We start from the raw sequence: 11,482 nt of genomic DNA on the forward strand, positions 1-11,482 counted from the left end.
CGTGACTGGCCCGAAAAAAATGTAGGAGCAGCCTTGTGCTGCGAAGCGCCGCGCGGGCGGCGCTCGATCTCATAGGCGCCGCAGCTCTATCGCCAAACACCTTCGCCCCCCAAAACGATCAAGGCGTGCCGCCCCCCTTCCATCCCCCACCCAGCGCCAAAAACACCCCAATCTGCCCCACCGCCACCTGGCTATTCGCCGCCGCCAACTGCGCGCGCATATCGGTATACGTCCGCGTCGCCTGCAAATCCGCCAGGAACGACTCACGCCCAGCCTGGTAATACCGGTGCGTCTGGTCCGCCGCTTCCTTGGCCGACTTCTCTGCCTCGGCCAATGCATCACGCCGGTCGAGCAAGGCGCTGTACTGCGCCAGCCGGGTCTGGGTCTCGCGGATGGCGTTCAGCACCACGCCGTCGAAATGCGCCAGCGCCGCTTGGGTGGAGGCTTCGGCCATGCGGATGCGGGCACGGGTGCCGTTGGTGGGGATGGTCCAGCTGATCTGTGGGCCAAAGCCCCAGCGGTTGGTGGAGGGCTCGCCAAGGTTCTCGAGGATACCGATGGTGCCCACCTGGGCGCCGATGCTGATGTCCGGGTACAGCGCGCCCGTGGCCACGCCAATGTAAGCGGTGGCGGCCGCCAGTTGGCGCTCGGCCTGGCGCACGTCGGGGCGGCGCTTGAGCAGCGCGGCACCGTCGCCTACCGGGATCAGTTGGGCCAGGTGCGGCAGTTCGGCGCAATCGGCGGTGCCGGCGGGCAACTGCTCGACCGGTTTGGCCAGCAGTGCAGCGAGGGTATACAAGCCCGTCTCGCGCTCGGCTTTGAAGCGTGGCAGCTCAGCGCGCAGGGATTTGAATTGGGTCTGCGAGCGGGTGACCTGGGTTTCGTCGCCACGGCCGGCATCGCGCAGGCGCTGGTTCAGCTTTACGCCTTGCTCCTGCAGGTCCAGCGACTCGCGGGCAATGTGGTATTCCTCGTTGGCCGAGCACACCTGGGTGTAGGCCTTGACCACATCCGCCACCAGGGTGATGCGTGCGGTGTCCGCTGCGGCCTGCACCGCATCGGCGTTGGCCTTGGCCGCCTCGGTGCCGCGCTTGAACGTGCCCCACAGGTCGAACTGGTAGGAGGCGCTGATGATGGCTTCACCGATATTGGCCACGGGTACCTTCTCGGGCAGCAAAAAGGCCTCGCCAGACTCCTGCAAGCGCTGGGCGCCAGCCTTGATGCCACCACTGAAACCGCCCTGCGATTCGGCCACTTCGACCTGGGCGCGAGCCTTGGCGATGTTGGCCGCAGCCACCCGCAGCTCGGTATTGGCGCTCAATGCCTGGCGCACCAGTTGGTTGAGGCGCTGATCCTGGTACAGCTGCCACCAGTCTTCGGGCACCGGCGCCGATACCACACTGTCGGCGTCCTGGCGCAGCGGGCCGTTGAGGTCGCTGCGCTGCACGGCCGCGTCTTTCGGCACTTCGTAATCCGGGCCAACCAGGGCACAGGCACCGAGGGACAGGGCCATGCCCACCAGCATCAGGCGTTTCATGGGCGCTTGTCCTCGATGATCGACACCGTGGCAGTGCGCCCGGCGATCATGCGGAAATCTTCCGGCACTTCGTCGAAGGCGATACGCACCGGAATCCGCTGGGCCAGGCGCACCCAACTGAACGCCGGGTTGACGTTAGGCAGCAGGTTGGCGCCGCTGCTGCGGTCGCGGTCTTCGATGCCGGCGGCAAAGCTTTGTACGTGGCCGCGCAGGCGGGTGTTGTCGCCCATCACGCGGATGTCCACGGCATCGCCGATGTGAATGCCACCGAGCTTGGTTTCTTCGAAGTAGCCATCGACGTGATACGAGGCGCTGTCGACCACCGACAGCACCGGGCGGCCGGCGGTGACGAATTCGTGGTTACGCGGGGCGCGGTCGTTAAGGTAGCCGTCCACCGGGCTGCGCACTACCGAGCGATCAAGGTTGAGCTGGGCAGTATCGACAGCCACCTGTGCCTCGTTGACCGCCGAGCGGGCGCGGGCTTCGCGGGACTGGCTCTCTTCCAGTTGCTCGGCCGCGACCAGGTTGCCCAGCTTGCGGTTACGGCGCGTCTCGCGGGCAGCCTGGGCCAGGGTTTCCTCGCGCTCGGCGAGGGTCGCCTTGGCCTGGCGCAGGGCCAGGCTGAAGCGGTCCTGGTCGATGGTGAACAGCACGTCGCCGCGCTTGACCACCTGGTTGTCACGCACCTCGACCTTCTGGATCAGCCCGGACACATCCGGGGCGATCTGGATCACATCGGCGCGGATGTGACCGTCGCGGGTCCAGGGGGCGAACAGGTAGTAGCCCACCATCTGCCACACGAGCACGGCGGCGAAACTCACGACCAGCAAGGTCAGGACCACACGGCCCAGGGTCAGCAAAGGTTTTTTCATGGCAGCATCAGGTTTCGGCAAAAGTGGTCGACCGCGCCCAGCATTACGGCGTAGAGGGCAACGTTGAACAAAGCCCGGTGCCAGACCAGGCGGTAAAAATGCAGGCGCACAAGCAAGGCGTGCACGCCCAGAAACAGCAGGTAGGTGAACACCATCATCACCAGCAGCGTGGGCAGGAACACCCCGCTGATATCCAGATCACCGATCACAGTGGGGCTCCATCGATGCCGGGGGGCAGTTGCGGTTGTTCGGTCGGCTCGAGCATCACTTCGACCCCAGGCAGCAAGGCCAGGCGCAGGCCACTCAGGGCATGCAGCAGGTGCACGCGGGCATCGCCACGGTCGTTGTGGTCGTCCAGCGCCAGCCCTTGCCGCGCGCGCTCCATGTTGCGCAGCAACGTGGCCGGTGCGTGCAGGCGTTGGTTGGCGCGCAGGCAAGCGGCGTAGTGGGCGCCGACTTCCTCGATGACCGTGGCCAGGCGCTCACGGGCCTGCGGGTTGGCGCGGGGCATGTAGGCCAGCAGGTCGAGCAGGTTCAGGCCCACGCGCAGGTCACGCAGTGCCACGCCGCTGTCCTGGCCGGTCTGCGACAAGCGCGGCAGGTGCTGCATCAGGCGGTCGAGCATCTGTACGCCCACCTGGCGGTGTTCGGCCAGGGTGGCGGGCTGGGTCATCTCGACGATGTCGCGCCAGGCGAAGCGGGTCATGCGCTTGGCTGCCAACTCGACGCCGAACGGGCGCAGCAGCAAGGTCCAGATGAACGCGAACAGCAGCCCCACCGGGCCGGCCAGGTTGGCGTTGATAAAGGTCAGGAAGTCTGCGTCGTACGCGCCCTGGATGCTGATGAAGGTGGCGGTGTTGACGATGGTCAGCAAGGTGCCGAGGTAGAAGCGCGGCTGCACGGTCAGCGTGCCGACGCAGATGAACGGCACGGCAAATGCCAGCACCAGCATCGGGAAGTCGTGCAGGTTGGGCAGCACCAGGAACAGGTAGACGCTGGAGAAGATCACCGACATCAGCGTCCAGAAGAAGAACCGGTAGATCTGCGGCGCCGGGTCGTCCATTGCGGCAAAGAAGCTGCAGGCCACGGCGGCGAGGATGACCGCACTGCCGCCGTCGTTCCAGCCGAGCAAAATCCATAAACCGCTGGCGACGATGATCGCGGTGACGGTGGAGAACACCGAGTACAGCATCAGGCCCCGGTCGAAGAAGGGCGTGAGGCGGCTCAGGCGCCAGTGGCGGTAAGCGGCGCGCCAGGGCGTGGCGTCGTCCTTGCGCAGGGCGTGCTGGAGGGTGCAGCAGTCTTGCCAGAGGTCGACCCACTCGGTCAGGCGATACAAGGCGTTGGACAGCAGCAGGCCGGCGCGCTGGTCCAGTGCGGCGGCGCTGGGTTGCAGGCGGGTGATCTGCTCGTGCAAGGCGGCCCAGGGCGCCAGTGAGGCATCGTCGGCAGTGCCTTTGAGCCACTCGCGGGCATGGGCCAGCAACGGTTGCAACTGGGCGAACTGCACAGGCGCGCGGCCTTCGAGGGCGACCAGGGCGTCGTCCAAGGCGTCGATCACCGGCAGCAGGTGGATCATCCGCCCACGCAGCTCGCTGGCGTTCTTCAGGGTGTGGGGGCCGGCACCCTCGTGGCCGAGCTGGCCGATCATCATTTCCAGGGAGTTGAACGTGGCCACCATCGAGGCACGCATGCCGCCCACCTTGTCGGCGGCGACGTCACGGGCCAGGTAGGTATCACTGTAGCGGATCGCCTCGGCAAACCAGTTGCCGGTCGAGCCGACCACCACCGGGGCCAGGCGGCGCGGCCAGAAGATTGCACCGACCACGGCCGCGCAGACGATGCCCAGGCAAATTTCCTGAGCCCGCGACGAGGCCACATCGAACACCGCGGTGGGGTTGTCGACCACGGCCAGGGCAATCATCGGTAGCGTGTAGCCCGCCAGCATCAGCACGTAGTTGTTGGCGGTGCGCAGGTTCAGCGAGAGGAACAGCAAGGTGCCGGTCCACAAGGCGATGGCGACGCTCAGCAACAGCGGCGATTGCACCAAGGGTGGCACCAGGAATATCGCCCCGCCGGCCCCGAGCAAGGTGCCCAGGGCGCGGTACAGGGCCTTGGAACTGGTCGGGCCGACGAACGGGCTGGAGACGATGTAGACGGTCGCCATCGCCCAGTACGGGCGCGGCAGCTGCATGAGCAGGGCAATGTACAGGGCGATCATCGACGCGGCGAAGGTGCGCACGCCGTAGAACCAATCGCGGGCTGGGGGGACCGAGCTGAAGAATCCGTTCATGCTGCCCCGCCGGGTGTGCCGAGGCCGGCGGCTTCGAACGCGCGCAGCACGCGCAAGGCGGCCTCAAGGTCAGCGTGGTCGATGCCCTGCAGCACCTCACGGCGCAAGCGCACCAGCTCGGCTTCGATGGATTCGGCCAAGGCGCGGCCTTCGGCGGTCAGGCTCAGGGCCTTGGCGCGGCGGTCGAGAGGGTCCTCGCTGCGGCACACCAGCCCGGCTTTGCACAGCTGGTCGAGCAGGCGTACCAGCGACGGGCTTTCGAGGCCAGCGGCCTGGGCCACCGCCACCTGATGCACGCCGTCGCCCAGGCGCACGATCATCAACAGCGGCGCGGCGCAGGCTTCAGAAATGCCATAGCCAGTCAGGGCCGCGTGGCAGATGCGCCGCCAATGGCGAGCGGCAACCACCATGCCGCTGCTGACTTGCAGGCGCAGGAGATCAAGGGTCATGAAGGGAACCAAGGATATTCATAGTTTGCTAACTATCAATATACGCCTCGCCCTCCCCCTGTCGTCAACAGTGGGCGACGGGTAGCGTGGGTGAAATTCTGTTCATGCGTGGTCTTTAGCCCGCGAGAGCAACTGTGTTGCACATTCCCTGTGGGAGCGGGTTTACCCGCGAACACCGGCGAAGCCGGTGCCATGTACCGCGTTGCCTGCTTCGCGGGTAAACCCGCTCCCACAGGGCCCGCGACCTCCCACTGCACAGGTTCAGGGCTGGACCTGGTCTTCCAGCTTCATCGTCAGCGCCAGCGTGCTGCCCATTTGCACGGCCCGGTCGCGCCAGTCGAGGTAACGCGCGCGGTCGCGGCTGCTGAAGTGCACCGCCAGCTCCTCGGCCGCCTGCATCACCCCTGCCGCAGCCGCCAACTCAAGCCAATACAGCGCGCCTTTGATATCGGCCTCCACATACAGGCCATGCATCAGCCGGTACCCCACCTCGAACCGGCACCGCGCTTCGCCCCGCTGGGCACCGCGCAAAAACCATTGGTAGGCCTGCACCAGGTCGACCTGCCAGTCCAGGTCGCCATCGCACACTTCTTCTTCATACAAGTCACCGAGCGCGGCGGCAGCATGCAACATGCCGCGGTCAAACGCCTGCCGATAACACTCGGCCGCCTGCACGTAAGACGTGTCGATGCCTTTGCCGAAGTAATGCTGCTGGCCCAGGTTGAACCAGGCCGCGGCGTTACCCTGCAAGGCCGCCATGCGCAACAGGTGGCCGGCCAGCACGGTGTCGGCACGCCAGTACTTGCCATTGAGCCAGATCCAGCCGAGGTCATTCAGTGCGGCCACGCTGCCTTGCAGCGCTTGGCGGCGCAGGTCGGCATACACACCCTGCAAATCGCTGGCCTCGTCCAGGCGGCTGACCAGCAACGACCGCTGGCTGGGCAGCCCGACCCCGGCAAACAGCCGATGACGCCTCCCGGCAGGGGCTGGCGGGGCGATGACCCGCTCTGGCAGAAGACGGGCAAGCAGCGAATGGATATTGCTGGCAGCAGACATGTTCATCCTCATTGAACGACACACAACCTCGACCTCGGCTGTGATGAGGCGTGATTCTGCGTGACGTCACGACAAAACCTGTCGCGAACGATTCGGCACGAGGCAACCAAATGCGACTTCCTTGATCTGAGCAGGCTGTGGCCAATTGCCATGCCCCGCTCGTGCCGCCATCCTATTGCGGCAAGCCTAGACAAGGACGTTATCTTTTGCCGTTCGCCACCACTCGCGCCACCCTCAGTCGTCAGTGGGCGCTGCTGCGCCAACTGCCCAGCCGCTCCCCAGGCATCACCAGCGCCGAGTTGGTGTGGCGCCTGCGTGATGTGGGGTTCAATGTCAGCAAACGCACGGTTGAGCGCGACCTCAACGAGTTGTCGCTGATTTTTCCGCTGGAGCGCAATGACAAGAGCATACCGTTCGGCTGGCACTGGTCGTCGAGTGCCGTGGGCGAGCTGCGTGGCAATTTCGACTTGCTGACGTACTTGCGCGGTGATGCGCTGCAGCCGGCCCAAGGCGAGGGGGTAGAGCTGGTGGCGCGGGTCAGTGATGCCTTGGCGCGGCAGTTGCGCGAGGCGCCGTTGAGCAGCGACATGCAGCTGACGGCGCTGGAGCATGGGCATCGGTTGCGGGCCACGGTAAGCGATGGCTGGCCGCTGCGTTGGTGGCTGCTGAGCCAGGGGGATGGGGTGGTGGTTGAGCAACCAGAGGGGTTGCGCGAAGAGATTGGCAAGATGCTGAGCAATGCGGCGGCTCAGTACCAGAATCCATAGCCTGTATCGGCCTCTTCGCGGGCAAGCCCGCTCCCACAAGGTCATCACCCACCTTGAAGGCGTGCAGCCCCTGTGGGAGCGGGCTTGCTCGCAAAGAGGCCGGGGCAGGCTTACTGGCTAGCGCTGCATCCCCCACCGCCGCACGGTCAGCCGCTCCAGGGTGTTGAACACCAACCCCTCGACCAGCAAACCAATCAAGATCACCACCGCCAACCCGGCAAACACCTTGTCGGTGTACAGCTCGTTGCGGTTCTGGAAGATGTACCAACCCAGCCCGCCCTTGCCGCTGCTGGCGCCAAACACCAGTTCGGCGGCAATCAAGGTGCGCCAGGCAAACGCCCAGCCGATCTTCAAGCCCGACAGAATCGACGGCAAGGCCGCCGGCACCAGGATGTGCAGCACCAATCGCAGGCCCTTGAGGCCATAGTTGCGACCGGCCATGCGCAACGTCTCGGACACCCCAAGAAAGCCCGCATACGTATTCAGCGCCAGCGCCCATAGCACCGAGTGCACCAGCACGAAGATCAGGCTGTTGTCGCCCAGGCCGAACCACAACAGCGCCAGCGGCAGCAAGGCGATTGCCGGCAAGGGGTTGAACATGGAGGTCAAGGTGCCCAGCAGGTCACGGCCAAGCTGGGTCGACACCGCCAGGCTGGTCAAGCCGAACGCCAGCACAATACCCAGCACATAGCCCTTGAGCAGGATCACCAGCGACACGCCGACCTTGGCGGGCAACTCGCCACTGAGCAGGCCGTCCCACAGCGCAGCAGAGGTTTGCAGAAAGCTTGGCAGCAGCAGGTCGTTGCCTTGATAGCGGGCCACGGCCTCCCACAGCGCGGCGATCACCACCAGGATGACAGCCTTGCGCAGCCAGCCTTGCTGCCACAAGCGCTGGGCTAAGGGCAGTTGGCGTTCCAGAGGCACACTGAGCAGCGGCTCCAGCTGCACCTCGTATTCCTGACGTACAGGTGTAGTGGTCATGGCTGAAGCTCCTGTCAGTAGGCGATACGGATATCGTTGAAGCCAAGGTCGTCGGCCTGCTCGGGCGTGTCCGCCTCATCGAACAACAGGCGATGGATACGCCGGGCACTGGCCTGGAAATCGGCGGCGCCCAGGCTGCCAAGGTCGTACTGATGGCTGTGTACCTCGGCCCGTACCCGGCCTGGGTGCGGCGACAGCAGCAAGATGCGGTTGCCGACCACCAGCGCTTCTTCGATGGAGTGGGTCACGAACAGCAGGGTAAAGCGCACCTCTTCCCACAGCAGCAGCAGCTCTTCCTGCATCTTGCGCCGGGTCAGCGCGTCCAGCGCGGCGAACGGCTCGTCCATCAGCAGGATCTTCGGCTGGGTGGCCAAGGCCCGGGCAATCGCCACGCGCGCCTTCATGCCGCCAGAAAGGGTGTGTGGGTAGGCATCGGCAAAGGCGGCCAGGCCGACTTTGTCCAGGTAGTGCAGCGCCCGGTCCTCGGCCTCGGCACGCTTGAGCTGGCCCGATACCAGCAAAGGGAACATGACGTTCTGCTTTACCGTCTTCCAGGGTGGCAACTGGTCGAACTCTTGAAACACCACGATGCGGTCAGGGCCGGGGCCTTTGACGGGCTGGCCCTGCAGCAGAATCTGCCCTTCCTGGGGCTCGATGAACCCGGCCACGGCCTTGAGCAAGGTGGACTTGCCGCAGCCCGAAGGCCCCAGCAAGACGAAACGGTCGGCGCGGTCGACTTCGAAACTGACCTGGTGGGTGGCCCGCACCACGCGTTGCGCGGTGCGGTATTCGAGGCTGAGGTTATCCACCGAGAGCAGCGGTGGCGTGGCGACACGGCTCAGGTTGCTGGCCGCGTGGCCTGGCAATGGGGCGGTCATGATCGATCAGCTCCCTTGCAACGGGCGTTCATCCTGGAAGAAGTAATCCTTCCACGACTCCGGCTTGTGCTTGATGGCGCCAACCCGATACAGGAAATCCGCCAGTTTGTAGGTGTTCTTCGGCGTTACCGTGAACTCGTACTGCGGGTTGTCGATCAGCTTGATCAGCACATCGCGGTCGATCTTGGCCTTGGTCACGCGGATGTACGTGTCAGCAGCGGCGGCCTTGTCCTTCTGGGCAAAGTCTGCGGCCTCGGCCAGCGCGTCGACGAAGGCTTTGTAGGTCTTGGGGTTGTCCGTGCGGAATTTTTCAGTGGCGAACAACAGGGTCGGCGAGTTCGGGCCAAGCAGGTCGTAGCTGTTGAGCACAACGTGCACATCCTTGTTGGCCAACGCCTGATCCTGGAACGGCGGGTTGGAGAAGTGCCCGTTCAGTTCGGTGCCACCGGCGATCAGCGCGGCCGTGGCATCGGGGTGCGGTACGGCCAGGGTGTACTTGTCGAGGCGGTTGTATTCCTTGTCGCCCCACTGCTGGGCGGCGGCGTACTGCAGGAAGCGCGACTGCACGGAGACGCCCACGGCTGGCACGGCGATGCGGTCTTTCTCGGAGATGTCAGCGATGGTCTTCACATTCGGGTTGCTGCTGACCAGGTAATACGGGAAGTTGCCAAGCGAGGCGACCGCCTTCACGTTCTGCCGGCCTTTGGTGCGGTCCCAGACGGTCAGCAGCGGGCCAACGCCAGCACCGGCGATATCCACCGAGCCGGACAACAGCGCGTCGTTGATGGCCGCGCCACCCGAGAGCTGGGCCCAGTCGACTTCAATGTCGACGCCCTGTTCTTTACCGTGTTTTTCGATCAGGTGCTGGTCACGCACCACGTTCAGCAACAAGTAGACGATGCCGAATTGTTCCGCGATGCGGATTTTGCCTTCGGCCTGGGCCACGGCGGGGGCCGCCAGGCTGCCGACGACCAGGCTCGCGCCCAGGCCAATGCTTGCCGCCAGGCGGCTGATGGATTTGCGCATGGTGTGTTTCCTCAGTCGTCAGAACGGGGCATCGCCCTGGATGGTGGTGCGATAGAGCTTGCGCCGCAGGTGCGCGGGGCAACCGGTGGCGAGGTGGATCAGCGAACGGTTGTCCCAGAACACCAGGTCGTGGGGCTGCCACTGATGGCGGTAGATGTTCTGCTCGAGCACGCTCAGGGCATACAGCTGCTGCAGCACGTCGCGGCTTTCGTCGTCCGGCAGGCCGACGATGCGGGTGGTGAAGCCTTCGCTGACGAACAGCGCCTTGCGGCCGTTTTCCGGGTGGGTGCGTACCACCGGGTGGATCACTTCCTGCACCTGGGCCAATTGCTCAGCGCTGAGGGCCGGGCGCCAGTTGCCTTCGAACTTGGTCTCGGCATACCGGGCCGTGTAGGAATGAGCCGCGTCGCGGCCGGCGATTACCTTGCGCAGGGCTTCGGGCACGGCGTCCCAGGCTTTGTGCATGTCGGCGAACAGCGTATCGCCACCCTCGCTGGGCAGCTCTTGGGCATGCAGCATCGAACCCAGGCTGGGGAGCTCTTTATACGACAGGTCCGAATGCCAGAACTTGCCAGCATCGCCCAGGCCGACGTTGCGACCGTCTTCGACGATGTTGGAAACGATCAGGATTTCGGGGTGCCCGGTCAGCAGGAACTGCTTGAGCACATGAATCTGCAGCTCGCCGAAACGGCGGCTGAAGCTGATCTGTTGCTCCGGGGTGATGCGCTGGTCGCGGAACACCAGTACAGGGTGATCGAGGTGGGCGCGATGAATTTGGGTGAAATCCTCGGCGTTGACCGGTCGGGTCAGGTCCAGGCCGATGATCTCGGCACCGACGGCACCGGAGAACGGGCGGATTTCAAAGCTTTGCGGCTGGGCGCTGTCGATGGACGACAAGGCGTTCGAGGCGGCGGACATGGTTCACTCCCACGCAGTGCGCGACGTCAAAGGCGCGCAACGATCAGAAACGCACGGGGATTTCCCGTGTGGGTTCAAGTCGTGCGGCGCATCGATTGGTCGACGGGTACGCAGTGGGAGCAACTATAAAGTCATAAGAAAGATATTTTAAATATCTTTAATGAATAACCATATCACTGTAGATCGGGGCTGATCCGCGGTCAGATCAACCCGCCCTGCTCTTCTTCATCGATCAGGTTGTTAAGGCTGCCCAGCGCCTTGCGCGCCTTGGAACGGTTAAGCAGCTTGGCCTGCGCCCCGGCCGGCAGGTCGGTGATGCTGAACACACCCTTGGCGGTCAGCACATCGATCAAGTCCTCAAGCACGCGGATCATGTCCAGATCACTTTGCTTGAGCTCTTTGAGGCTGTTTTCCACTTCGTCGTCGGCAAACCATTCCTGAACGTCGGCATGGTCAGCAGGGAGTATTTCGGTGAATTCGTCAAAAGAGGCTGCTTCTACCCGCAGCAACTGGCCGCTAGCGTTGCGTTGCACGTAGAACATGGCGGTGTCCCTCGTCACGTTGGTTCCTTGTTGGTAGACAGCAGCATAGGCAAAGATTCCCGGGCACGCAGGCCCGGCGCACGAGTATGCGCTGTCAGGGGAAGGCAGGAAAGAGCCGGCACCCACCCGGGCGGTCGTTTCGACCGCCCGGGTGGGCTGGGCA

12 protein-coding genes are annotated in these 11,482 nt (G+C 64.4%); 1 reads left to right on the forward strand and 11 read right to left on the reverse strand.

Translation table 11 applies throughout. The features are described 5' to 3' along the window. Positions 1-118: 118 nt before the first annotated feature. The 6 genes from AB7M33_RS08110 to AB7M33_RS08135 all read right to left on the reverse strand — a co-directional run bounded on the left by AB7M33_RS08110 (position 119) and on the right by AB7M33_RS08135 (position 6,207). Positions 119-1,537: an efflux transporter outer membrane subunit gene (locus AB7M33_RS08110; RefSeq protein WP_027595116.1), complete on the reverse strand. Its 1,419-nt coding sequence runs from the start codon at positions 1,535-1,537 to the stop codon at positions 119-121. Further along, positions 1,534-2,409 (reverse strand): efflux RND transporter periplasmic adaptor subunit, encoded by an 876-nt coding sequence (locus AB7M33_RS08115; RefSeq protein WP_099428035.1) that lies wholly within the window; start codon positions 2,407-2,409, stop codon positions 1,534-1,536. The genes AB7M33_RS08110 and AB7M33_RS08115 overlap by 4 nt, the downstream gene beginning before the upstream one ends. Continuing rightward, on the reverse strand, positions 2,406-2,618 hold the full coding sequence (locus tag AB7M33_RS08120) for a DUF1656 domain-containing protein (protein ID WP_027595114.1): 213 nt from the start codon (positions 2,616-2,618) through the stop codon (positions 2,406-2,408). Before AB7M33_RS08120 ends, AB7M33_RS08115 begins: the two co-directional genes overlap by 4 nt. Beyond that, complete coding sequence (locus tag AB7M33_RS08125; protein WP_454242687.1) at positions 2,615-4,702, reverse strand: FUSC family protein; 2,088 nt, start codon at positions 4,700-4,702, stop codon at positions 2,615-2,617. The genes AB7M33_RS08120 and AB7M33_RS08125 overlap by 4 nt, the downstream gene beginning before the upstream one ends. Continuing rightward, entirely contained in the window at positions 4,699-5,151 is a 453-nt protein-coding gene (locus AB7M33_RS08130; RefSeq protein WP_454242688.1) for a MarR family winged helix-turn-helix transcriptional regulator, read from the reverse strand. The genes AB7M33_RS08125 and AB7M33_RS08130 overlap by 4 nt, the downstream gene beginning before the upstream one ends. Before the next feature lie 261 nt (positions 5,152-5,412). Further along, on the reverse strand, positions 5,413-6,207 hold the full coding sequence (locus AB7M33_RS08135) for a tetratricopeptide repeat protein (protein WP_099452585.1): 795 nt from the start codon (positions 6,205-6,207) through the stop codon (positions 5,413-5,415). Positions 6,208-6,413: 206 nt separating this feature from the next. Here AB7M33_RS08135 and AB7M33_RS08140 point away from each other — a divergent pair, with 206 nt between their 5' ends. Then, positions 6,414-6,974: a WYL domain-containing protein gene (locus tag AB7M33_RS08140; RefSeq protein ID WP_027595110.1), complete on the forward strand. Its 561-nt coding sequence runs from the start codon at positions 6,414-6,416 to the stop codon at positions 6,972-6,974. 117 nt (positions 6,975-7,091) lie between these two features. Here the strand turns inward: AB7M33_RS08140 and AB7M33_RS08145 are convergent, their stop codons facing one another. The 5 genes from AB7M33_RS08145 to AB7M33_RS08165 all read right to left on the reverse strand — a co-directional run bounded on the left by AB7M33_RS08145 (position 7,092) and on the right by AB7M33_RS08165 (position 11,319). Next, positions 7,092-7,955, reverse strand: a complete 864-nt coding sequence (locus AB7M33_RS08145) for an ABC transporter permease (RefSeq protein ID WP_027595109.1) — start codon at positions 7,953-7,955, stop codon at positions 7,092-7,094. Positions 7,956-7,969: 14 nt separating this feature from the next. Beyond that, the gene (locus AB7M33_RS08150; protein ID WP_027595108.1) at positions 7,970-8,833 is read right to left on the reverse strand and encodes an ABC transporter ATP-binding protein; all 864 of its coding nucleotides are present in this window, start codon (positions 8,831-8,833) and stop codon (positions 7,970-7,972) included. A gap of 6 nt (positions 8,834-8,839) precedes the next feature. After that, positions 8,840-9,859 (reverse strand): ABC transporter substrate-binding protein, encoded by a 1,020-nt coding sequence (locus AB7M33_RS08155; RefSeq protein WP_085273906.1) that lies wholly within the window; start codon positions 9,857-9,859, stop codon positions 8,840-8,842. Positions 9,860-9,877: 18 nt separating this feature from the next. After that, positions 9,878-10,777 carry a TauD/TfdA dioxygenase family protein gene (locus AB7M33_RS08160; RefSeq protein WP_454242689.1) on the reverse strand — a complete coding sequence of 300 codons (900 nt, stop codon included), beginning with the start codon at positions 10,775-10,777 and terminating at the stop codon, positions 9,878-9,880. Between the two features lie 200 nt (positions 10,778-10,977). Beyond that, a complete protein-coding gene (locus AB7M33_RS08165) occupies positions 10,978-11,319 on the reverse strand; it encodes a hypothetical protein (RefSeq protein WP_027595105.1) in 342 nt (113 codons plus the stop codon). Between the last annotated feature and the right edge of the window lie 163 nt (positions 11,320-11,482).

This window comes from Pseudomonas sp. Y3 TE3536, from assembly GCF_053629175.1.

Coding starts and splice junctions, on each gene's coding strand:
- AB7M33_RS08125 (WP_454242687.1), bottom strand. CDS start 4,702: ATGAACGGATTCTTCAGCTCGGTCCCCCCAGCCCGCGATTGGTTCTAC.
- AB7M33_RS08160 (WP_454242689.1), bottom strand. CDS start 10,777: ATGTCCGCCGCCTCGAACGCCTTGTCGTCCATCGACAGCGCCCAGCCG.
- AB7M33_RS08135 (WP_099452585.1), bottom strand. CDS start 6,207: ATGTCTGCTGCCAGCAATATCCATTCGCTGCTTGCCCGTCTTCTGCCA.
- AB7M33_RS08115 (WP_099428035.1), bottom strand. CDS start 2,409: ATGAAAAAACCTTTGCTGACCCTGGGCCGTGTGGTCCTGACCTTGCTG.
- AB7M33_RS08145 (WP_027595109.1), bottom strand. CDS start 7,955: ATGACCACTACACCTGTACGTCAGGAATACGAGGTGCAGCTGGAGCCG.
- AB7M33_RS08150 (WP_027595108.1), bottom strand. CDS start 8,833: ATGACCGCCCCATTGCCAGGCCACGCGGCCAGCAACCTGAGCCGTGTC.
- AB7M33_RS08165 (WP_027595105.1), bottom strand. CDS start 11,319: ATGTTCTACGTGCAACGCAACGCTAGCGGCCAGTTGCTGCGGGTAGAA.
- AB7M33_RS08110 (WP_027595116.1), bottom strand. CDS start 1,537: ATGAAACGCCTGATGCTGGTGGGCATGGCCCTGTCCCTCGGTGCCTGT.
- AB7M33_RS08155 (WP_085273906.1), bottom strand. CDS start 9,859: ATGCGCAAATCCATCAGCCGCCTGGCGGCAAGCATTGGCCTGGGCGCG.
- AB7M33_RS08130 (WP_454242688.1), bottom strand. CDS start 5,151: ATGACCCTTGATCTCCTGCGCCTGCAAGTCAGCAGCGGCATGGTGGTT.